This window comes from Methanobrevibacter sp., from assembly GCF_017427765.1.
Classification (GTDB): domain Archaea; phylum Methanobacteriota; class Methanobacteria; order Methanobacteriales; family Methanobacteriaceae; genus Methanocatella.
On sequence record NZ_JAFRSC010000027.1, the window covers coordinates 1 to 20536 of the forward strand.

Genomic DNA, 20536 nt, shown 5'->3' on the forward strand with positions numbered 1-20536 from the left:
AATTACCTACGCAGGTATCTTAGCATACAGAGACACAGTAACCCAAATCCTAGGCGCACCTGCAGGATTCGCACAAAGCATGGCATTCGAAGCACTATCTAACGTAACCCAATTAATGCAAGACGAAGGAATCGACAAAATAGATGATGCCCTTAACCCAGCTGCATTATTAGGTACAGCAGACTCAATGAACTTCGGATCACTATCAGAGCTCGTACCTACCATGCTAGATTACTTAGGTAAAGAAGAATAAGTTAAAATGTTGGAGCAACTCCAACAATTTATTAACTTATTTTTTAATTATTATGCAAAATAGCCATTAAAAAATAAGTTAAATTTAAATTGATTATTATATAAGTTGGTGTAAAATTGATTGATGAAATCTTAAATAAAGCAAAACAAGGACAAGAATTAAGCGATGAAGAATTTTTAGAATTGTTAAACATCGAGGATGATGAACACTTGGAAAAATTATTCAAGATAGCCTGCGACATAAGAGATAATCAATCAAAAGTAATCAAGTTAACATCAACAGTACACCTTACAAATAAATGCCAAATTCAACCTAGATGCGAATATTGCGGGTTTGCAGAAGAAACCTCAGAAAAAGGATATTATAATGCATTTTATAAATCCAATGAGGAAATATTGACTGCAGTAAAATCCATTCAAAAAGCACATATTCCCCGTGTAAGCTGTTCTGGAGGATATGGTTACAAAGGAAAACAGGCAGTAAATGCATGCAGAATTGTAAAAGGTCAATCCAATTTAGAAATTCTTGTAAATGTTGGTGGAGATTTAACCGAAAAATCAGTTCAAGAGTTGGCCGAACTGGGTGCCGATACAATCTGCTGCAATCTAGAAACAATAAATGAAGAAATATTCTATCAAAGAAAACCTGGAGACTCATTGGATCAAAGAATACTGACCTGTAAAAGAGTAAGTGAAGCAGGTGTTGGCCTATCTTCAGGATTGCTTTTGGGCCTTGGTGAAAGTAAAGAGGATAGAATAAAACATTTACGTTACTTATCTAATTTTGAAACATTGGAAGAAATTCCAATAATGGGTTTTAATCCTTATGAAGGCACACCAATGGAAAATCATCCTGCATTTCCGCTAAAAGAACAATTGAAAATGGTTGCCATAACAAGAATAATGTATCCTGAAATTACAATTACAATGCCTACACCAACAGTCGGTCCTGAAAATGTGGAATTTTCACTTAAAGCCGGCGCAAATAACTTAGCAACAGTAATAGCAGACAATTACCCTCATGAGGTTAAAGGAGTAGGTTCTCCAGAATACGGTAATTATACAGAAGTTGTTAATGTTATTGAAAAATTAGATCTGATACCTCAAACTATTTAATCTCATTTTTTAAGATATGATAATATGGCATTTGAGAAAATGATAAAAAATGCATTTGAAGAATCTAGAAACAATTGCAGATTCGGAGATACTCTTGAAGAAATCACAGAAATTCAAGATTATATAAAAAATGCTAAAAAGATATATGTACCAAATAAAAACGGAATCAAAGTTGAAGTTTTGAATGAAGTTTTAAATGAATATGACCTACCTGAAGCTAACATACTTCAAATTAACACAAATACTGCAGATACCAGCAGAATTCCCGCCCTTGCAAAGGCATATATGGCTCTTGATCAAAGTGATGCGGATTTGATAATAGCCAGAGGTCGTTTAGGAATCCCCGGATCTGGTTCATTACTTATTTTTATTGACAATAAAGGAAGAATACTAACAGCAGGAACTTCCCCATCACACATCATTCATAAGAAAACAATTGAAGAAGCAGTTTATAGTGAAGCTTGTGAAGCTCTTGAAAAAATTGGTTTTAAAAAAATAGAAGGTTAAATGATGAACATCGATACAGGAATAACTTCTGAAGTATTTACAATTAAATCCAAAACAAAATTAATTGATATATTCAATAATATCATTTTAAAAAAGTCAAATACTGTTTTTGACTATATTGAAAGTTTAAATATTGATACAAATACTCCAATAGTGGTTATTGGAACCTATTTTACAGGTGTTGGGATTGTTAAAAAATTAAGTGAAAAATACACAAACATTTTATTGATTGATATTTATCCCCATTTAGAAGAACTATTAAACACTGATTTAGGCGGACAAATTAAAAATAAAGTTAATTTTTCATGTGATTTAGATTTAATCTATTCTGGAGACATCATTATTGATACAACAGGTTTTGGTGGAATAAACATTGAACAGTCATCCAAATTTGATGTTGATGCATTTATAATAGAAGATCCGATAGCCGAAGATAATGATGAACTTTTAAAAGAAAAAAATAATATTTATGAAAGATTAAATGTAACAACTGCAAAAAATAAAGCAATTATAAAAACTAACGGAATAAATACAAAAACATCCGGAACTATGACATTAACTATTGGCATTTTAACAAACCTAATAAATAAATGCCTTGAAAAAGAAGGCACACTTTATAGTGCCTGTGAAATGGGGTTTTTTGAAGAAATCATTTTCAAAGAAAAAAATATTAAAAAATTTGTTGAATTGATAAATGTAAATGCTATTAAAACTTCAACAATCAACCCCTTTGATTTGGATAAATTAATTGAGACTGAATTAAATAAGATTACCTCAAAAATGATTTAAATGAAACTTAAAGAAATAATTGAATTCATAGATGAAAGAATACCAAAATCATTGGCTTTGAAATCCGATGAAATAGGATTTAAAACAGAATATGATTTAACAGAAGAGATAACTTCAATTAAAATTTACATGGATTTGTTACTTAAAGATGATAATTGTGAAAATACCTTAATTATTACACACCACCCTCCATTATTTACCCCAAAAACACCAACTTACATAATACATTCAAATTGGGACATAATTGAGGGTGGTGCTAATGATGCTCTAGCCAAAACACTAAATTTGGAAGTAATGGACTGTTTTGATAGCAACACCCATATAGGGCGAATTTGTAAGGCTGATAAGAAGTTTATTGAATTAAAAAAGAATATTTTAGATAATTTTACACATGCTCGGATTGTAAATAATCCCGATGATGAAAAATTAATAAAAAATGTTGGAGTAATTTCCGGTTTTGGACTTAGAAATCCCGAATACATTATTTACGCCAAACATAAAAATCTAGACATTTTAATTTCAGGAGATCTGACACAAGAAACTGCAATGCTTGCAAAGAATTTAGGAATAACCCTAATTGATTTAAATCACCATGAAAGCGAAGTTCCAGGATTATATGCTCTTGCGAACCTTTTAAAAGAACTTAACATAAACATTGAAGTTATCGATAGAAAACCAATTGAAAAATTAGAAATCAAGTGATAATATGACAAATGATGAAATTCAGAAAATGGAAGACAAACAAGTGCCTCGCGGCAGAATTGATTTAATTGGATGCGGAAGATTGGGTTTAAGAATTGCAATAAATTTAATGCAGGTCCATAGAGGAGGGCCAAAAACAATCGGTGCTTTTGATGGCCAAACAATTAGTGGTGGGGACGTAATCTTTACACTACTCGGTGCTGAAATAGGCCAACCCAAGCCAGATTTTATAAAACAACTTTGCACACATGAAGAAGATTTCAGAAACATTATAAGTTATCCGAAATACATTACAGATGAAAATATTGATTTAATGGAAGGTGATGTAGTAATTATCGTTATTGCTGGAGGAAATACAATACCTACAGCCGCAAAAATAATTAAACATGCACACGAAAGAGGTGCAAAAACTATTGGAACCGCAGGAATATTCGGATTTGGAAATGAGAATATCGAAATTAAAGATATTGCCCAATATGATGATTCCAATCCCGCTATTGAAGAGCTGAGAAAAGAAGGAATAACAGAAAACCATTTAATTTTAACCACACATAAGCTAATTAGAGATAATGAGCCGGTAACACCATATACCTTAGATGAAGTTGCAAAAATTATCACAATGAATGCATTGAAATTATTGAGAGATACATATGATTAAAATCGCAACGGCAGAATGTTTTACCCAGGGTAAAATTGGAAGAGAACTCCATGCACTGGCTCAAAGTTATGATGGAAAATTCGGATGCGAATATATTAATCCTAAAGATTATGGTAATTTTGACTTTAGTGATGTTAGTGTGACCTGTAGTTTATTTATCCCTACAATTGAAGCCGTTGAAAAGATATTAAATGTTAAAAATCCTCCCAAACCGGATAAATTAATTAAAGGCATTAAAGTTTATGATGAAAAAGGAGATAAGGCTGTAAGTAAAATCATGGCTCAAGCTGTAAAAAATTTAAGTGATTGCGATATTGCCATTGGAACAACAGCAGGCGTTGGTCGTGGCGGAATAACCATTATAACTGAAGAATATGAAATAACAACTACAACTGATGTCTATGCTGATTTATGCCAAAACAATAGTGAAATTCTATTCCAGAGATCAGAAAATGGAATAAAAAAAGCATTAGAACTGACCTTGCTAGTTCTAAACAATCAAATTGATAAAATAGAGTCTTTGGAAAATATTGAAATTAAGAAAAAATGAACTATAAATCTTCAAGTTCATTTAGAATATATTTTTTCAATACTTCAACTGCCTTTTCACCGTCATCATCCAGTCTTACGGCATCAAGCGGATTCAAATCATAAGTTTTGACAACAGCATCTGCGGAAATATTCTTAATTGGTCTTATATCCTTTTCATTTAAGATTACAGAAGCACAATCATCCCCACAACCTGTAATTGTAACTATTTTTGCATCATCCAAAATAGGTGAACAGTTGTTAGGCTGGGCAGAATATTCTGTAATGCATGCAGCAACAATATTTTCATTTTCCAGAGCTAACTCTACACTAGCAGCTCTTACAACTAAACCCAATGGACTTAATCCACTACATGAAACTAAAGCAATTTTATCAGACATTTTCTCGCCTCTTCATTCTTTCGTATCTTTTTTTAACTTTATCATAACCCCTTTTGTAAAATGGGCATTTCAATAAACATTCATTGCATCCCTGCCTGTGGGCTGTGCAGACTTTCCTTAAAACTTTTTCATCCTCGTCAAAAGCGTTTTCAGGACATCTCTCAATGCAGACTCCACATGTTCTGCAGAAATCCTTAACCCACAGCATGTCATTTTCCTTTTTAAATGGCAAATTCTCAATTGATGTATGAATCATGAAAAATCCGTTGTGAGGACCTTCCCTAAAAAAACACATATTGTTTCTTGTAATTACACAATCATTAGACTGCATTGCAATTGACCTCAGACTCAAACTGTCGTCCAACGGATGTATCAAATCTGCCTGAAATCCGTTTTGTCTTAAAAAATCGGCAAATTCATACACGTGCACACCATATCCCTGAAATTCCCTATCCAACATCTTGCCCTTTTCACGGGACTGGGGCTCGTTCAGTATGTCCTCACCCATTAAAAACTTAAAAATCAGCACATTATCGATGTCAGTATCAAATTCACTTTTAAAATCATCGGACAATTTGGAATAGCTTATGCCGACAAAACCATATTTTTCAGACAACACTGAAAGTTCGCTCAACAAATCATCTGAGATTTCTCTTTTAGGGTTTTTGGGATTTTGCACTTTATAAAAATCAGGAAGAGGTTTATGGTAGCTAAACCCCTCAAAATTCACTTCAATCATTTTCTTAAAGCTTCAACAGCTTTTGGGAATTCTTCACAGAATACTTTAATTTCTTCTGTTGGAATGGAGAAACTTATACGCAAGTATCTGTCTCCAAAGTCTTCAGAAGTGTATTCCCCTTCCCTTGTAAACAGTTTTTTCTCAATCAGATAATTTGACATTTCCTTCGGATTGATTCCGGCACCGGACAAGTCAATAACCATCATGTTTGCATCAGACGGATAAACCGGCAAAAACACGCCTTCAATCGGCTCAATCATTTCGCTGATTAACCTTTGGTTTTCAAAGCATGTTTCTCTCATATCCTCAAACCATTCAAGCTTTGATTTCAAACCTGCAATTGCACCATATTGGGAGATGATATTTACACCCAGGTCATTAACAACAGCATTTTTGATGGCATCAATTATAGGTTTTGATGAAATTACACCACCTATTCTTAAACCTGCCATTCCGAAAATCTTTGAAAAACTGTAAATTGTTAATGTTTGGCCAGGAGCATAGTTTTCCGCCAGGAAATGTTCACGTGCGAAATCCTTGTAGGTAATATCATGCAATAAGTATAAATCATTTTCTTTTGCAATTTCTGCAAATTCTTTCAGCTCTTCTTCAGTGTATGAGGAACCGAGCGGATTTAAAGGATCAATTAAAATAACCATACGAGTATTTTCATCCATGTTTTCTTTTAATAGTTTTGGAGTCAGCTTATAGTTATTTTCTTCAAAATATATTGGAACGTACCTTACTTCACCGGCGAAACGGTTTGCAAAGTCTCCGATGATGAAGTATCCAGGATCAGATAAGATTACATTATCTTCAGGCTCTAAAAGTGCCTGCATACATAAGTATAGGGATTCAGTTGCACCAGATGTTAACAGGACTTCCAAATCTTTAAAGCCCAAATCATCCAAAATCAACTGTTTTAGCTCTGAAAATCCTTCAGGGGCAGGATATTTGCAATATGTCTTTTGCCTGATTGCATCAACCATGGCATCTGCTATGGTATCGTCATGTAAATGATTTGTATTTTGACCCATCCAGATCATATCTTCATCCATATACATGTCTTCAAAAAAGTCATTTGCACATTCATAGCCTTCCGGAGGCACCCTTTCAGTTTTTTGAAACTTCTTTTTAGGGTTTTTAATATCAAAATCCTTATCCCTCATAATATCACACAATTCCAAAGTAAATATATATTTTTAATAATTAATAAAAGTAACCTAAATTATTCCCCTTGAAGTAATGGAAAACATTGCCTGCTTTCCTTCGGGAATACTTCTGTGACGTATTAATGTGGCAACTCGCTTGTTTACTTCATCACCACGTTCAAGCTGAATTATAACCTTGCTCCAGTACTGCAGGATTGTTCCGCCTACAGCCCTTATGTCATTGTTTCCTTCATCGTCAAAGGCATTGTAAATCTGATTTGTTAAAACGACCGCCACATCATATCTGCGGGCAATTTTTGATAGGATTCCCATCTGCTTACCGAGTTCCTTGTTTAATTTTGATGATTTCATATCATCAACACGATAGAGTGCAACAGCAGAATCCAGAACAATCAAATCCACGTCACTGTGGTTTTTTCTAAGCCATACTTCTATCGCCTTTAGATTATCGTTCTGCTCTAAAAAATTAGTCGGTTCAAAAACAATTATGTTATTAGCTACACTTGAGAAATCAGGCCCTGAAATCTGCTTGATTCTGTCAATTGATATTCCGCCTTCGGTGTCAATGTAGATTACTTTTCTATTGTTTTTAGCTACATTAACGGCTAAAGCCAAAGTGATGTTACTTTTACCGGAACTAGGCGGTCCGAATATTTGAGTTATCACACCTTTTTCAAAACCTCCACCCAAAAGAGCATCCAGTGAAGAGTTGGATGGAATTTTATGATTATCCTCAAAATTAGCTAATACTTTCATGATACAATATTGATTTTTATAAAATATATAAGTTAATGGCGGAAATCAAATTTCCAATGGAATTATTTTCTGACAATTCTAGGATTTCTGGCCGTAAGGTCAATTATTTTTGATGGATGATTTGAATTCAGCTCACCAACATCAATAACCAAATCCACATCACAGTCCAGCTGATTTAAGATTTCTTCGGGAGTGGATAAAACCTCTTCATCTGAAAGATTTGCGCTGGTTGTTGTTATTGGAAAAATACTGGCCAATCTGCATGCAATCCGATTGTCGGGAACTCTTACCCCAACATAGCGAGACCCGCTTGTTACAGCCCTGGGAACTATTTTCCTTTTGTCTAAAATGAACGTGTAAGGACCCGGAAGATGGCTTTTAATTATTTGCTTTTGTGAAAGTGACAGTTTTGCAACCAGACCGATAGCTTCGATGTCTGAAACCAGAATTGACAATGGTTTCAGCAGACTTCTATTTTTTATCTCAAAAACTCTTTTAACAGCTTTACCGTCAAATATATTGGCGCCTAACCCATAAACCGTATCAGTAGGATATAAAACAACACCTCCGCTAGCCAATACATCAATGGCTTCAGCAATTATCTTTTCATCAATTTCATCAGTTCTTGTTTTCAGCACTTTCATTTAAGTTTATATTAGATAAGATATCTAATATAAATTATGCTTCAAAGTTTAAGACCACTTTTAACAAAAATACTGAATCCTCTTGCAAAGCATTTGAATATTAATCCGAACATTGTAACTGTAATATCTCCTTTTGTCGCTGTTCTTGCAGCTTACGGGTTTGCAAACCATATGCTGATTTTGGGAACTGCCGCAATATTGATGTCAGGATTTCTGGACGTTGTAGACGGAGCAGTTGCAAGATACCATGAAAGATCATCCAAATTCGGAGCGTTTCTTGACTCAACAATGGACCGCTTTGCCGATGCGATAATCTATATCGGAATAATATTTGGAGGATACTGCGACTGGTTTGTCGGCATTCTGGCGATTCACTCTGCAATTTGCGTCAGTTATGTTAGAGCAAGAGCCGAATCACAGGGTGCGGATTGCAGTATTGGAATAGCTGAAAGGGCTGTTCGGATGATTATCCTGATGATTGGAGCATTAATCGGATATTTCGCCGGAGACATTTACTTTACATATATAATTTACATCCTAGTTGTACTGTCATACTTTACCGTGGCTCAAAGAATATTACACGTTTGGAGGCAATTGAAATGAGTGAACTTGAAAGTCCCGAAAAAATAGCAAAAGACATTGCAAAACTTGAAAGAAACCTGAATCAGGTAGCTGACATTACCTTTGAAGGAAAGGAAAAAGAGGTATATGACAGGGCCGTTGATTACTGGAACGATTCAAAATATTACCTTGAAAAAGGGGATATGAGGACTGCATTCGGATGTATCGAATACAGCCATGGACTTTTAGATGCTTTAAGGATGATTCATGGAATAATCTAATTGGCTCCCTCAACTCTTTTTATTTCGAGGATTAACTTATCGAAATCAGATTGATAATCCCTATCCTGAATGACTTTGAATTTGTCATATTCTTCCTTTGCAATCTTTTGGGCATCGCTGGATGAAATTTTACCTTTGCCCTCCAAAATTGGCAATAAATTTAAATTGATATAATCATCTAAAACCCTTTTCCAATCATTCATAGACATTGGGATTTCATTTAGTGCTCTTGACTCTGCAAGAGTTAAAAAACCATCAACCAAGGAATTCAAACGTTTTAATTCCTTTTCATTTAGATAATTTTTTGATATGACAACATCACTTAATATGATTTTTCCGTTCGGATTACTCCAATTAGTTAATCCCATGTTGATTTTTTCACTATCACTTCTATCTGCAATAATTTCAGCAGCAGTTTTGCCGCTAACTGCAAAAATTAACTTATTTTGTACTGTTGCAAAGAACTCACGAGTTACCTGAGCATCCTTATTATAATCAAAACTGGTTGCATAGATATCAGTTATTTTTTTGATTGAATCTTCTCTCGGATGATCTGATATCACGAACTCGTTCAAGCAATTGGTTGAAATAATCAATTCCAAATCTTGAACCGTTTTTTAACAATTCATCGTCCAAAACAAAACCTTTAATGATTAATTCTTTTAATTGCTGAGTGGCCCAAATTCTGAAGTGTGTTGCATTTTTAGAGTTAACTCTATAACCTACAGAGATAATTGCGTCAAGATTGTAGAAACTAGTTCGGTATTTTTTACCATCTGATGCAGTTGTCAAAATTTTTTTGACAACTGAATTTTCATCAAGTTCACCAGTTTTGAAAATATCTTTTAGATGATAAGAGACATTTTGTTTTGTAACACCAAACACTTCAGCCATTGTTTTTTGAGTTGCCCAAAATGTTTCCCTTTCAGAATCGACAATGACATCCAGTGAGACTTCACCTTCATCGCCCACATACAACAAAGTTTTTTGTAGTTTTATTTCTTCACCCATAATATCACTTTATTTCTAATTTAGAAGAATTATCTTTATTATTATATAATAATACAAAATAAATAAGTTTTTTGTTTGAAATAAAAGCAATATCAAGTAGTTAAAGCAATATTATGAAGCTAGAGCAATTTTATAAACTGAGAGCAACATATTAAAAAAGAGGTATTTTGCTCGACACCCGCAGTAAAAAAAACATGAATGCAGAATATGAAATATTAAAAAAAAGTAAAAGTAAAATTGAAATTATACATCAATTTTACTGTTTATCAAAGATTCATCACCAGCAGATATTATCTCACCGTCCAAAACTTCAATAACTCTGTCTGCAAGTTTAGCTACATCCATATCATGAGTTACAATTATTAATGTTACATTTTTATCTTTGTGCAAATCAATTAGGAGCTTAAGGATTTTGCTACTTGTCTTTGAATCTAGTGATCCTGTTGGTTCATCTGCCAATATTATTGATGGTTCATTGGCAAGTGCTCTGGCGATTGCAACTCTCTGACGTTCACCACCGGATAATTTGTTCGGAAGGATATCTGCCTTGTCCTCAAGTCCGACATCACCAAGCAGTTTCAAAGCCTTATCTTTCATCTCTCCTGAAGACATCTTTTGAGTATACATCGGAATTTCAATGTTTTCACGAACGGAAATGTTTGGAATCAGATTGTGCAGCTGGAAGATGAATCCAATTTTTTCACCTCTAAACTCATTTAACTTTTTAGAAGTTCTTAAATCATGACCTGCAACATTAATTGAACCTGAATCCGGAACATCAAGTGCACCAAGCATATTCAGCAGTGTTGATTTACCAGATCCTGACGGCCCGATAATTGATACAAATTCACCATCAGCAATTGTGAGGTTGACTCCATTTAAAGCCTTGATTTTACCGTCCTCATAGCTTTTATATAAATCTTTTATTTCTACAGCATTCATCTTCTCACCTCACTCATACCTCAATGCTTCTGTCGGAGGCAATTTCATTGCTTTGATTGCAGGATAAAGACCTCCAATGATTCCAACTACAATAGCTATTGAAAATGCCTGAATAAATATCTTAGGAGTGAACAGCGGCTCAATTCCAATTTGTGGACCTAAAAGTGTGCATGCTGCAAATCCAATTACAGAACCTATAATGGCTGAGACAATAGTAATCACTAATGATTCACCAACAATCATGGTTAAAATTTTCTTATTTGACCATCCGACAGCCTTTAAAACTCCGATTTCACGGGTTCTCTCAAACACAGACATCAGCATTGTATTGATGATACCAAGACCCCCAACAACAATGGCAAGAAGGGATATTGCCCATGTGGATGCCTGAAGCATGTTCAGCATGTCTCCCATCTGCTGCATTTCCATTACTGATGTTATTGTTGCAATATCATCACCGTAAAGCTCATCAATCTTATCTGCAACAGCCTGAGGGTCTTCGCCTTTCTTGACTTTAACGTAGATGTTTGATATTGAATCCTCATCATCCATCAGATCTCCAACCTTGGAAATTGATGTAAATACTCCACCAGCCATGTTCTGGTCACCGGTTTCATAAATTCCAACGATTTCAAATTCCTCACCGTCTATCTTGACGTCATCTCCTACTTTATAATCATTGTCTTCAGCATATATCTCACCAATAATTGCTTCTGAAGTATTATCTTTGAATATTCTTCCCTCTTTCATTGAAATATCTGCCAAAGTGGTTCCTTCAGGATCAATACCTATCAGAGTATTCATATAATCATCACCGACCGAAGTCAGCACGACGTAAATAGGATATGCCTCTTCAACTCCTGAAACATTTGCAATTTTTTCAGTCCAGTTTGCATCGATGGTGTTAGTCCCATAAGCTGAATCCCCGGTTTCCTTACCGGAAATTGAAAAATCAGCACCTCCCGCATGAATTGTATCTTCAAAGGTATTAACTAACCCATCTGTGATTCCACCAAGAGCAACTATCACTATAATTCCAATTGCAATTCCTACAATCGCCAGAATTGCACTGTTCTTTCTCCTGAATGGATTTTTAAGAATAAATTTTAAAAATGACATAATACTAAATAGTATTGTAATATATAAATAACTAATTACACCATCTACCAAGATGCAGAAAACAGGTGTTGAAATGCATAAGCAGACTTTGATTGAAAATATTGATAAGATACATACGACTGAAATGGGAATTGGAAGAATTCAAAAGAACCTGGAAATTGATGTTGAACCTGTAAATTATTGTATTTCCAAATTAAAACAGGAAAATTCAACCGTTACAAAAGAAGGTAAAAATTACTATGTGAATGTCGATGACTGCATAATAACAATCAATTCAAGCAGTTTTACAATAATAACTGCCCACAAAAAATAATTTTAAAAAAAAAGTAAAAAAAAGAAGAGATAAAAAATCTCTTTTAAATCTAATCCATATCCTCGAATCTGGATTCTAATTTTTTCATTACACCCGGAAGTGAAGTGTATTCCATTTCTTCGGAAGGTAACCTGTGAGGTTCGAATGGACCGTGTCTTCTGATGTAAGATGCAATTTTAGCAGCTTGTTCACGGGTTGGGTCAAATGCAGGATCATCGAATAAGTCTACAGGACCGATTAATTCACCGTTAGCTACTTGGAATCCTAAACCGATTACTCTAGGTGGTCCGTCAAATCTGATTGGATTTGCTTCTGCTTCTGAAACAGGCATCATTGGACCGTTGTGGGATCCTCTCATCCATCCACTTACCATGTGTGGGAATGCAAATGGATCTACACATTCACCGTTTGCAGGGAAACCGGATTGTGCTCTTACAATACATGCTGGGTCGTCTTTACCAACGTATTCGCCAGCCATTAAGTTTAATCTTTCAGTACTTATTGCAGCTGCGATTTCACCGTTTTTCTTCCATACTCTTTTAATTACGTATCTTCCGGTGGAACCGATTAATGCAAGCAAGTCGTACATTTCTTCAGGACAGTTTAAGATAACTTTTTTGTGTTCGATTACATCGAATACTTCAAATTTGAATCCGTCGTGTAAGGATGGATCGATAACAAGACCTGCAGTGTTGAATGGATCTGCAAACATTCTGAATACTGGTAAGTTGAATGCACCAGGTTCGGTTTTGTCACAGCAGAACACTAAAACAGGATCAGATGGTCTTTCTTCAAATTCCATTTCTGCTACACCAGGACCCATACCTTTGATGTTTCCAGAGAAAGTATCAGACAATAAGTCTTGACCTGCACCGTATAATTTTAATTCACGTGCTCTTTCAGTAGCTTTCATGAATGCATCGTATGCGGTTTTGTGTACTTCTTCGTTTTCTTCCCCTTTATCGTGGGTCATGATTAAGTCTATGTCGTCTCCACAACGGGAGATATAGTAATCTTTTAAGATACCGGTTTCTAAAGCTTCGTTTAAAACTTCATCACAGATATCCATTAATTCAGGGTGTGCGACACAGTGTCCGGACACACTTCCAATATCAGCTTTAATTACACTAACAGTAGTTTTCATTTTAATAACCTCAAAATAGTAAATTAATATTTACTAGACATTTATTATTTTTAGTTTGTATACTATTTAATTATTGTTGTCTTAAATATCATAATACTTAAAAAAAGGATACTTTTCATGCCCCCCCCATTATTTTATAGTATTATGATTATACCAACTTTCAATTTTTAAGGCAAAAAACTGGAAAATATTATATTACATACTTGTCATGAAGCAGACAATGAATTTGATAATGGAAACAGCATGCATTTTTCTTCATTAGCTGAAGTTTATATAACTTGGAAATGTTTAAATACTTACAGACACATAAACATTTAGTGAAAGATTGGAAGGTAAAAACCTTTTAGAGGTTCAGCCTACATGTCCTTGTCGCCGCAGGTGACGACTTTCCATAATTCATTATGGTCAATTAGGTGGCTGTAGGTTCTTCATTCTTCATACACTCTTTTTATAGTTTTGTTTTGAATTAAATCGATGAATTCGCTATTGTCTCGTTCCACACTTTGAAAAATGGACCATGCCATTATATCAGCCATTTGCAAACCGCTGTAATGAATTGAATTGGCATGTTTAATGTCGACAGAATGATTTTTGGAATTATTCAAATTAGATGTAAACTGTTTATTAAAGTTATTGATTTCTTCTTTTTTATTTTTACATTTATCAACGATGATAGATGTGGAATTATTTATACTGATTTCTTGCGCTAATTTAGAAGCCAATGTATCATACAAAATATTGTAATCATAACTATGACGTACTTTGTAGATATTTTTCTTATCTAAAATAATACCTACTACCCTGCAATCTGTATTGTTGAGTTTCTTTAATATCTTTTTTAAGATATAATCATCTGTTGTGTATCCTTTAATTTCAGAAATATTACCTAATTGTTTCTTATAGTTCTTTCTTGTTTTTTTAATTAGATTATCTATTTCTTTAGGAGCATTAGTTATTATAGCTCCAAAAACAAAATAATCTGTCTGTTTTGCTAGTTCTCCCGACTCATCAATATAAATGTAATCCATACTATCTAATTTTGATTTGATTATTTAAAAATTTTTCTCGATGGCCAGTTTGACCCAATATTGCTCTAACTTCGTTAAATTTAAATAAATCACATTTATAAACTTTTAACAATAAATTGTATCATTATCATATCTATTTAATGCATCATATGCTGCCTGTGCCATTAACCTAAACTTACCAAATACCCCTTATTCAACACCAATATGACACCTGCCTGTTGATTTTGCCAAATACATCTGTATGCTTCCAGAATGTTTTAATGGCATCACTGAATAGTTATCTTGAATATATCATACTTTAAAAAAAAAGGCAAAACCTACAAGGTCAAAGTGACTTTCGCCAAAGCCACAATAAAAACAAATGTAAAAGTAAAGTAGAAGAATCATCTCTTCTACTAAATTTTTTTTAATCTAATTTTCTAATATTTTCAAAAGCCATTTCAACTTCTTCATCCTGGTTCATATCTTCACAGGCTTTTTTAACCCTATCCAAATCAGCACGGGTTTCAGGATATCTTGGAACTGCACTGCATCCGCCATCATCGATTTTGGATATTTCAAAGGTTCCGATTTTTTTGGCAATTTCAGTGATTTCCTCTTTATCAAGGCCAATTAATGGAGAAAGTATTGGCATTTCAACCCCATATCTTGTAGCCAATATATTGGATAGAGTCTGTGAAGCCACCTGGCCCACGCTGCTTCCGTCAACAATTGCATCGGCACCTAGTTTAATAGCCAATTTTTCGGCTATCTTATACATTCCAGATTTACATAAAACACAGGTCATCTTTTCAGGAGCCTTATTTTTGGCAACTGTAAGATATTCCCCATAATCGATGACACGCTTCTTGATTGGTGTGCCTTTCGCATAAATATTAAGCTGATTTACTAACGCATTAAAGTTTTCAGTGACTTTCGGACCTGAAAACGGATCATTGTTACAGTGAAGAGCAACAACCTCGCAACCTCTTTTCATCATCAGATATGCAGCTACAGGAGAGTCTATTCCACTTGAAAGCAAAACTATGACTTTTCCTTGGGTTCCCAATGGCAATCCGCCAGGACCTTTAATCTTTTCATGGAAAATGAATGTGTCATCATCGCGAATTTCTACAAAAATTGTCAAATCAGGATTTGTCAGGTCAACAGGAGCTAGAACCTTATTTCTGACAACCCCACCACAGTGTGCTGCCATTTCCTGAGAGGTAAAGTCATGTGTTCCCACACGACGGCACTTAATGGCAAATTTCGTATTCTCATCCAATATGTCTTCAGCCATCAGCTCTTCAACATATTCGCCTAAGGTTTTATCAATGTCCTCATAGGTTGTTTTTGTTGAGGTTGCCGGAGAATATGAAACCACACCAAATACCCTATTAAGCTTTTCAATTCCTTCATCAAAATCAAGAGGACGAATATAAATTCTACCCTGGTTTCTATCAACATCGCATTCAAAAGTAGCTTTAATATTTTTAACTAGCTTTCTTTCAAAACGTGACCTTATTTTTGGACTTTTAAGTCCAATTTCACCATATCTTGCAATAATCAAATCATAATTCATTTAAACATCTCTTCCAATTAAGTGCACGCTGAAAAAATAGCAATCCCTTCTACACTAGTTTTTTAAAATATAACAGCAAATATAATTTTAAAATTTAATATTAATAAAACTTTTCAATGACATGATTTTAACATGAACTACAAAAACAAAACTTTTACATACAATATTTCTGTTGCAACAATTTTACAATGTGATAACAATTTTACTAAATGACTGCAATTTATTATTAAAGTTTAAATAGTGCCCCATTCATCATAATAAATTATTTTAAAGCTTATTTTCGAAAATATTTATATATTATGAGATTTAAAGTAATACACAACTAAAATTTCATTTTTCAAATTAATTTTTAGGAGATGTAATATGCATAACCTTATGAACAAAAACATTACCATTGAATATGATGAAGAAATGCTTCTAAAACTTAAAGAAATGATAGAAGAGGGATGGATGAAACTTAAATCATTTGTCAAGATAAACACAAATCAAAAAGCGGTTTCCAAACAAAAACCCAATCTTGATTTTTATCATGATTTAAAAGAGAAATTTAAAAACATTTCAATAAAATTAAAGGAATTGAAACTATGTGAAGAATTAAGATATTTCCTTTCAGTATCCCACTTAATAAACTATATTGTTTATGAAAACTCATTAAACTCCTCTTTTGGCCATTGCTGTTTTGCAATAGAATTACTTAAATTTTTTATAAGACTATTTAAAACCAATTTGCAATTCTATAACAAATCATATGAAAATTATGACTTTCAAAAAACTCAAAGAGAATTTGAAAAAATACATTTTAATTATATTCGTGAGTTTTATTGGAATATATATCAACCGGATACTGATTTTGATGAAAATAACATGTATGAATATGCTAAAAGTCTGAGAGTGATTTAATGAAATATTTTCTTGATACAAATATGCCTATCGGATACACCATCATTCATGACAAACATCATGAGAATGCAAGCAGATTCATTGAAAAACATTCAAATTCGGTTTTTTGGTCAAATTTTGTTGAAGAAGAATATTTAAATACTTTTAATGATATTTCAAAGAGCATTAGGCATTTTTTAGATACGATTGAATCTATTTTAGAAAATAACGAGAAAAATTTCGATTACTATTTAGAATTTGAAAATTTCATAATTAACAAAACGAAACATGTGCCGTTGGATGAATTTAAAAAACTAAAAATACTTGAAAATTTTTGGAAGGATAATGAATTCGCACATGCGAATTGTGAAAACATTTATAATAACTTTGTAAAATTTAACAGAAATTTTAACAGAATATACTTCAAAAGGGATAAAAATTTAAATGGAATAATGAAACTCCATGATTGTGGCAGGGACAATTATTTAAACTATTTAAACTTCGCATTGAAACTGAATTCGTGGGGAGTCCATTCTCCGGATTATAAAATAATTTTAGATGCTCATGATTGTGGAATCAAACATGAAGAATTGATTTTTGTTTCAGCAGATGGGAAGATTTTTGAAGCATTGAATGGACATGAACTTTCCTTTTTAAAAATCATGGAATTTAAATCATGCAATTAAAAACATGATTAAAATCCAATCAATATTTAAAGGATAATTATCCTTTAATTAAATCAACTGCAGTTTGAATAGCTTCATCCATTTTATCTGCATTTTTACCTGCACCCTGTGCTAAAGTAAGACGGCCACCACCGCCACCACCTAAAACACCTGCTGCAGTTTTGATGATTTCATTGATTTTAATTCCATCATCAATTGCTGTTTGAGATGCTGCTCCAACGATTTTACCATCATTGTTTCCCATTACTACAACATCTGCCTTACCGTTATCTGTAAAGTCTGTTGCCATTTTCTGAAGCTCTTTAAAGTCTGCTTCAATTAACTGGGAAACAACTTTCAAACCGTTGATTTCTTCAAACTCATCAGCTAAGGAGTTCATTTTTAGGGATGCGATTTCCCCTTTCAATCTGTCAATTTCATTTTTCTGCGCTTTCCATTCAGTAAAGAATCTTTCACATGTTTTTGGCAGCTGATTATTTTCAACTTTAAAAATTGCGGAACTTTCACGCAATATCTCGCCGTCATGCTGCATTGAATCAATTGCTGCAAGACCTGCTGAAAAGTCAATTCTTTCAACCCCGTCCTGAACCCTTTCGGTTTTATTTATTTTGATAGGTCCGACCACACCTGTTCTAAGTACGTGTGTACCTGCACAGGCCTGAACGTCAACGCCAGGGATTTTAACTACACGAATCATTTTACCCGGAACAATACCTCCCTGATAAAGTACAAATCCATACAATTCCTGCGCTTCATCACGGGTGTGGAACTGGATATCCAAATCAATGTTGTCCATCACATATTCGTTTGCTAACTTTTCGATTTCGTTAAGTTCATCTTGTGTGATGCGTTTGTAGTGGGATAAGTCAATACGTGCTCTTGTAAGACCGTTTTGTGATCCTGCCTGCCAAATGTGCTGGCCAAGTACTTTTCTTGCAGCCGCAATAACAAGGTGAGTTCCTGTGTGGTGACGTGCAAGAGTTATTCTTCTGTCCCAATCAATTTCGCCAACGACATTTTTACCGACCACATCCTCTGAGATGTCTCCATCTACATGATGCAATACTACATTGTTAATTTTCTCAGCATGAGTTATTTTAAATGTGTTTCCGCCAATGGAAACGCTACCTATATCTGAAGGTTGGCCACCTCCTTCAGGATAGAATGTAGTTTTATCAAAGATAAGACATTTGTCACCATCCTTTTCAACAATTCCCAAAACTTCGGCTTCAAACTCTTTTTGGTAGAAATCTTTATAGAATAACAAGTCAGTTTCAGGCAAATCAACTTTGAATGTATCTTTTTTGTTTGTTGTATCCTTTTCGTGAGCTCCTGCAACTTGGGTAAAGAAGTTATCCGGAACATTGACTGTAAAATCGTCACCTGCCATTTCAACAACGGTTTCCGGAGGTATTCCATGAGCATCATACAAGTCTATTAACATGTCAAGAGGCATTTCGTTTTTACCTTCTTTTTTAAGTCGTTTAATAGATCTTTTGACAATGCTTTTACCTTTTTTAACTGTTGCGGCATATCTTTGCTCTTCTAAAGTGATGATATTCATGATATGCTCTTCGCTATCACGAATTTCAGGATAGAATTTTGAGAGGAAGTCCAATTGAATCGCCATTACATCAGCAAGGGATTCCTTCATGTTTAATTCTTTCATGAATCTGATGGTTCTTCTTAAAACTAACCTTGCAAGATAACCTTCCTTTACATTGGATGGAATGATACCGTCTGCAAGCATGAACGCAAGACACCTTGTGTGGTCTGCAATGATATAAATAGCTTCCATCGGTTCTGCGGCTTTTAAGTAGTCCTCTAAAGAAAGATTTAATGATTCTGCCACCTGGGCTCTGAGCTCTTTTAAATCCCCGATGTCCTCAATGTCCATCATTCCGGCAATCTGAGCGTTTCTTCCCTGAATATCCTCGTTGATTTCGACTCCTGTGAGCTCTTTTAATTTGTCCACGACCGGTGCGAAACATGCATCATACGCTGTCGGAGTTCCCTGGGAAATCCATGCGATTCTTTCAAGGCCGTAACCGGTATCGACGACTTTGATTGGAATCTCCTTTTTGGTGCCGTCTTCCATAGTTTCATACTGGATGAACACCAGTGTCGCAAGCTCCACTCCTCTGCAGCACACTTCATAACACGGACCTTCGTTACCTCCGCCTGCCCACCAGGACTTGATGAAGGTGATCTCTTCTGTGTTGATTCCTATGTGTGCAAAGAATTCATGGCAAAGCCTGATGGTTTCATCCTCCCAGTAGATGAAATCGTCCTCCTTGTTGATTACGGTGTGTGTTCCCATAGTAAAGCAGGTCATGTGTCTTCCGGTTCTTCCGACATTGTCAACGTCGTTGAGTCTTATGGATGGCTGGGCCATCTCGATAGGGTTTGCCGGCGGCTTTACAAGGCCTGAAGTAATCCAAGGCTGGAAACAGAAGATGGATGCACCTACAAGGAATACGTCATCCCTCCATCTTTTAGCCAGAACGGGATATCTGTGGACATGAGTGTGTCCTTCGCTTTCTAAAAATTCTCTAAAAACTTGCTGGATTTCATATAAGTTGTATGAATTTTCAGTTGCAGGATTGTTGATGAATTCATACTCGTCACACGGAGCGTCCCCACAGGTGTCTCTGTCGACCTGTGAGTAGAACTCCTGACCGCAAGTTTTGCAAGTCTGTTTTTTATAACCGAGTTCGTCAAAAATTTCTACCATAATAATCAATCTA

The 20536-nt window shown here is 34.6% G+C and carries 25 protein-coding genes; 12 read left to right on the plus strand and 13 right to left on the minus strand.

What is annotated here, in order from left to right; all coding sequences use genetic code 11:
- From IJL02_RS08285 to IJL02_RS08315, 7 genes are all read left to right on the plus strand, one after another.
- A partial coding sequence (locus tag IJL02_RS08285; protein ID WP_292814780.1) for a 5,10-methenyltetrahydromethanopterin hydrogenase family protein occupies window positions 1–253 on the plus strand: 253 nt, incomplete at its 5' end.
- A gap of 116 nt (window positions 254–369) precedes the next feature.
- On the plus strand, window positions 370–1368 hold the full coding sequence (gene hmdB, locus IJL02_RS08290) for a 5,10-methenyltetrahydromethanopterin hydrogenase cofactor biosynthesis protein HmdB (protein ID WP_292814783.1): 999 nt from the start codon (window positions 370–372) through the stop codon (window positions 1366–1368).
- A 24-nt stretch (window positions 1369–1392) separates the two neighbouring features.
- A complete protein-coding gene (locus IJL02_RS08295) occupies window positions 1393–1875 on the plus strand; it encodes a DUF3236 domain-containing protein (RefSeq protein WP_292814786.1) in 483 nt (160 codons plus the stop codon).
- A 3-nt stretch (window positions 1876–1878) separates the two neighbouring features.
- Window positions 1879–2664 carry an SAM-dependent methyltransferase HcgC family protein gene (locus IJL02_RS08300; protein ID WP_292814789.1) on the plus strand — a complete coding sequence of 262 codons (786 nt, stop codon included), beginning with the start codon at window positions 1879–1881 and terminating at the stop codon, window positions 2662–2664.
- Complete coding sequence (locus IJL02_RS08305) at window positions 2665–3366, plus strand: Nif3-like dinuclear metal center hexameric protein (protein WP_292814793.1); 702 nt, start codon at window positions 2665–2667, stop codon at window positions 3364–3366.
- Between the two features lie 4 nt (window positions 3367–3370).
- Window positions 3371–4024, plus strand: a complete 654-nt coding sequence (locus IJL02_RS08310) for a hypothetical protein (RefSeq protein ID WP_292814795.1) — start codon at window positions 3371–3373, stop codon at window positions 4022–4024.
- A complete protein-coding gene (locus IJL02_RS08315; protein WP_292814797.1) occupies window positions 4017–4574 on the plus strand; it encodes a FeGP cofactor biosynthesis protein HcgF family protein in 558 nt (185 codons plus the stop codon). The genes IJL02_RS08310 and IJL02_RS08315 overlap by 8 nt, the downstream gene beginning before the upstream one ends.
- A gap of 1 nt (window position 4575) precedes the next feature.
- Here the strand turns inward: IJL02_RS08315 and IJL02_RS08320 are convergent, their stop codons facing one another.
- The 5 genes from IJL02_RS08320 to IJL02_RS08340 form a co-directional block, all read right to left on the minus strand.
- Entirely contained in the window at window positions 4576–4953 is a 378-nt protein-coding gene (locus tag IJL02_RS08320) for a putative zinc-binding protein (RefSeq protein WP_292814799.1), read from the minus strand.
- A complete protein-coding gene (locus tag IJL02_RS08325) occupies window positions 4946–5692 on the minus strand; it encodes a ferredoxin (protein ID WP_292814801.1) in 747 nt (248 codons plus the stop codon). The genes IJL02_RS08320 and IJL02_RS08325 overlap by 8 nt, the downstream gene beginning before the upstream one ends.
- Window positions 5689–6861 (minus strand): pyridoxal phosphate-dependent aminotransferase, encoded by a 1173-nt coding sequence (locus IJL02_RS08330; RefSeq protein WP_292814803.1) that lies wholly within the window; start codon window positions 6859–6861, stop codon window positions 5689–5691. Before IJL02_RS08330 ends, IJL02_RS08325 begins: the two co-directional genes overlap by 4 nt.
- Before the next feature lie 54 nt (window positions 6862–6915).
- Window positions 6916–7620 carry a DNA repair and recombination protein RadB gene (gene radB, locus IJL02_RS08335; protein WP_292814805.1) on the minus strand — a complete coding sequence of 235 codons (705 nt, stop codon included), beginning with the start codon at window positions 7618–7620 and terminating at the stop codon, window positions 6916–6918.
- Window positions 7621–7682: 62 nt separating this feature from the next.
- A complete protein-coding gene (locus IJL02_RS08340; RefSeq protein ID WP_292814808.1) occupies window positions 7683–8264 on the minus strand; it encodes an L-threonylcarbamoyladenylate synthase in 582 nt (193 codons plus the stop codon).
- A gap of 36 nt (window positions 8265–8300) precedes the next feature.
- Between IJL02_RS08340 and pgsA the strand changes: the two genes are divergently transcribed.
- The gene (gene pgsA / locus IJL02_RS08345) at window positions 8301–8867 is read left to right on the plus strand and encodes an archaetidylinositol phosphate synthase (protein ID WP_292814810.1); all 567 of its coding nucleotides are present in this window, start codon (window positions 8301–8303) and stop codon (window positions 8865–8867) included.
- Window positions 8864–9106 carry a DUF357 domain-containing protein gene (locus tag IJL02_RS08350; RefSeq protein WP_292814812.1) on the plus strand — a complete coding sequence of 81 codons (243 nt, stop codon included), beginning with the start codon at window positions 8864–8866 and terminating at the stop codon, window positions 9104–9106. Before pgsA ends, IJL02_RS08350 begins: the two co-directional genes overlap by 4 nt.
- On the opposite strand, the gene rhuM is transcribed toward IJL02_RS08350, so the two are convergent.
- From rhuM to IJL02_RS08370, 4 genes are all read right to left on the minus strand, one after another.
- Window positions 9103–9681, minus strand: coding sequence for a RhuM family protein (gene rhuM, locus IJL02_RS08355; RefSeq protein WP_292814814.1), 579 nt, complete (start codon window positions 9679–9681; stop codon window positions 9103–9105). The two genes, IJL02_RS08350 and rhuM, sit on opposite strands and share 4 nt — an antisense overlap.
- A complete protein-coding gene (locus tag IJL02_RS08360; protein ID WP_292814820.1) occupies window positions 9623–10117 on the minus strand; it encodes a virulence RhuM family protein in 495 nt (164 codons plus the stop codon). The genes rhuM and IJL02_RS08360 overlap by 59 nt, the downstream gene beginning before the upstream one ends.
- A 243-nt stretch (window positions 10118–10360) precedes the next feature.
- Window positions 10361–11059: an ABC transporter ATP-binding protein gene (locus tag IJL02_RS08365; RefSeq protein ID WP_292814824.1), complete on the minus strand. Its 699-nt coding sequence runs from the start codon at window positions 11057–11059 to the stop codon at window positions 10361–10363.
- A 9-nt stretch (window positions 11060–11068) separates the two neighbouring features.
- The gene (locus IJL02_RS08370; RefSeq protein ID WP_292814828.1) at window positions 11069–12178 is read right to left on the minus strand and encodes an ABC transporter permease; all 1110 of its coding nucleotides are present in this window, start codon (window positions 12176–12178) and stop codon (window positions 11069–11071) included.
- Window positions 12179–12251: 73 nt separating this feature from the next.
- On the opposite strand from IJL02_RS08370, the gene IJL02_RS08375 reads away from it, so the two are divergent.
- Complete coding sequence (locus tag IJL02_RS08375; RefSeq protein WP_292814831.1) at window positions 12252–12491, plus strand: DUF3781 domain-containing protein; 240 nt, start codon at window positions 12252–12254, stop codon at window positions 12489–12491.
- A gap of 49 nt (window positions 12492–12540) precedes the next feature.
- Here IJL02_RS08375 and fbp read toward each other — a convergent pair whose 3' ends face one another.
- From fbp to thiI, 3 genes are all read right to left on the minus strand, one after another.
- Window positions 12541–13635 (minus strand): fructose-1,6-bisphosphate aldolase/phosphatase, encoded by a 1095-nt coding sequence (gene fbp / locus IJL02_RS08380; RefSeq protein WP_292814834.1) that lies wholly within the window; start codon window positions 13633–13635, stop codon window positions 12541–12543.
- Between the two features lie 428 nt (window positions 13636–14063).
- On the minus strand, window positions 14064–14663 hold the full coding sequence (locus IJL02_RS08385; protein WP_292814836.1) for a DUF3800 domain-containing protein: 600 nt from the start codon (window positions 14661–14663) through the stop codon (window positions 14064–14066).
- Window positions 14664–15069: 406 nt separating this feature from the next.
- Window positions 15070–16224, minus strand: coding sequence for a tRNA uracil 4-sulfurtransferase ThiI (gene thiI / locus IJL02_RS08390; RefSeq protein ID WP_292814841.1), 1155 nt, complete (start codon window positions 16222–16224; stop codon window positions 15070–15072).
- A 363-nt stretch (window positions 16225–16587) separates the two neighbouring features.
- On the opposite strand from thiI, the gene IJL02_RS08395 reads away from it, so the two are divergent.
- Window positions 16588–17124, plus strand: a complete 537-nt coding sequence (locus IJL02_RS08395) for a hypothetical protein (protein ID WP_292814844.1) — start codon at window positions 16588–16590, stop codon at window positions 17122–17124.
- The gene (locus IJL02_RS08400) at window positions 17124–17789 is read left to right on the plus strand and encodes a hypothetical protein (RefSeq protein ID WP_292814847.1); all 666 of its coding nucleotides are present in this window, start codon (window positions 17124–17126) and stop codon (window positions 17787–17789) included. The genes IJL02_RS08395 and IJL02_RS08400 overlap by 1 nt, the downstream gene beginning before the upstream one ends.
- 37 nt (window positions 17790–17826) lie before the next feature.
- Here the strand turns inward: IJL02_RS08400 and alaS are convergent, their stop codons facing one another.
- Window positions 17827–20523 (minus strand): alanine--tRNA ligase, encoded by a 2697-nt coding sequence (gene alaS, locus IJL02_RS08405; protein ID WP_292814850.1) that lies wholly within the window; start codon window positions 20521–20523, stop codon window positions 17827–17829.
- Window positions 20524–20536 lie beyond the last annotated feature (13 nt).

What these genes read in the sequence shown, in the direction of transcription:
- IJL02_RS08295 (WP_292814786.1), top strand. Translation starts at nt 1,393, where the DNA reads ATGGCATTTGAGAAAATGATAAAAAATGCATTTGAAGAATCTAGAAAC.
- IJL02_RS08300 (WP_292814789.1), top strand. Translation starts at nt 1,879, where the DNA reads ATGAACATCGATACAGGAATAACTTCTGAAGTATTTACAATTAAATCC.
- IJL02_RS08305 (WP_292814793.1), top strand. Translation starts at nt 2,665, where the DNA reads ATGAAACTTAAAGAAATAATTGAATTCATAGATGAAAGAATACCAAAA.
- IJL02_RS08310 (WP_292814795.1), top strand. Translation starts at nt 3,371, where the DNA reads ATGACAAATGATGAAATTCAGAAAATGGAAGACAAACAAGTGCCTCGC.
- IJL02_RS08315 (WP_292814797.1), top strand. Translation starts at nt 4,017, where the DNA reads ATGATTAAAATCGCAACGGCAGAATGTTTTACCCAGGGTAAAATTGGA.
- IJL02_RS08320 (WP_292814799.1), bottom strand. Translation starts at nt 4,953, where the DNA reads ATGTCTGATAAAATTGCTTTAGTTTCATGTAGTGGATTAAGTCCATTG.
- IJL02_RS08325 (WP_292814801.1), bottom strand. Translation starts at nt 5,692, where the DNA reads ATGATTGAAGTGAATTTTGAGGGGTTTAGCTACCATAAACCTCTTCCT.
- IJL02_RS08330 (WP_292814803.1), bottom strand. Translation starts at nt 6,861, where the DNA reads ATGAGGGATAAGGATTTTGATATTAAAAACCCTAAAAAGAAGTTTCAA.
- radB (WP_292814805.1), bottom strand. Translation starts at nt 7,620, where the DNA reads ATGAAAGTATTAGCTAATTTTGAGGATAATCATAAAATTCCATCCAAC.
- IJL02_RS08340 (WP_292814808.1), bottom strand. Translation starts at nt 8,264, where the DNA reads ATGAAAGTGCTGAAAACAAGAACTGATGAAATTGATGAAAAGATAATT.
- pgsA (WP_292814810.1), top strand. Translation starts at nt 8,301, where the DNA reads ATGCTTCAAAGTTTAAGACCACTTTTAACAAAAATACTGAATCCTCTT.
- IJL02_RS08350 (WP_292814812.1), top strand. Translation starts at nt 8,864, where the DNA reads ATGAGTGAACTTGAAAGTCCCGAAAAAATAGCAAAAGACATTGCAAAA.
- IJL02_RS08360 (WP_292814820.1), bottom strand. Translation starts at nt 10,117, where the DNA reads ATGGGTGAAGAAATAAAACTACAAAAAACTTTGTTGTATGTGGGCGAT.
- IJL02_RS08365 (WP_292814824.1), bottom strand. Translation starts at nt 11,059, where the DNA reads ATGAATGCTGTAGAAATAAAAGATTTATATAAAAGCTATGAGGACGGT.
- IJL02_RS08370 (WP_292814828.1), bottom strand. Translation starts at nt 12,178, where the DNA reads ATGTCATTTTTAAAATTTATTCTTAAAAATCCATTCAGGAGAAAGAAC.
- IJL02_RS08375 (WP_292814831.1), top strand. Translation starts at nt 12,252, where the DNA reads ATGCATAAGCAGACTTTGATTGAAAATATTGATAAGATACATACGACT.
- fbp (WP_292814834.1), bottom strand. Translation starts at nt 13,635, where the DNA reads ATGAAAACTACTGTTAGTGTAATTAAAGCTGATATTGGAAGTGTGTCC.
- IJL02_RS08385 (WP_292814836.1), bottom strand. Translation starts at nt 14,663, where the DNA reads ATGGATTACATTTATATTGATGAGTCGGGAGAACTAGCAAAACAGACA.
- thiI (WP_292814841.1), bottom strand. Translation starts at nt 16,224, where the DNA reads ATGAATTATGATTTGATTATTGCAAGATATGGTGAAATTGGACTTAAA.
- IJL02_RS08395 (WP_292814844.1), top strand. Translation starts at nt 16,588, where the DNA reads ATGCATAACCTTATGAACAAAAACATTACCATTGAATATGATGAAGAA.
- IJL02_RS08400 (WP_292814847.1), top strand. Translation starts at nt 17,124, where the DNA reads ATGAAATATTTTCTTGATACAAATATGCCTATCGGATACACCATCATT.
- alaS (WP_292814850.1), bottom strand. Translation starts at nt 20,523, where the DNA reads ATGGTAGAAATTTTTGACGAACTCGGTTATAAAAAACAGACTTGCAAA.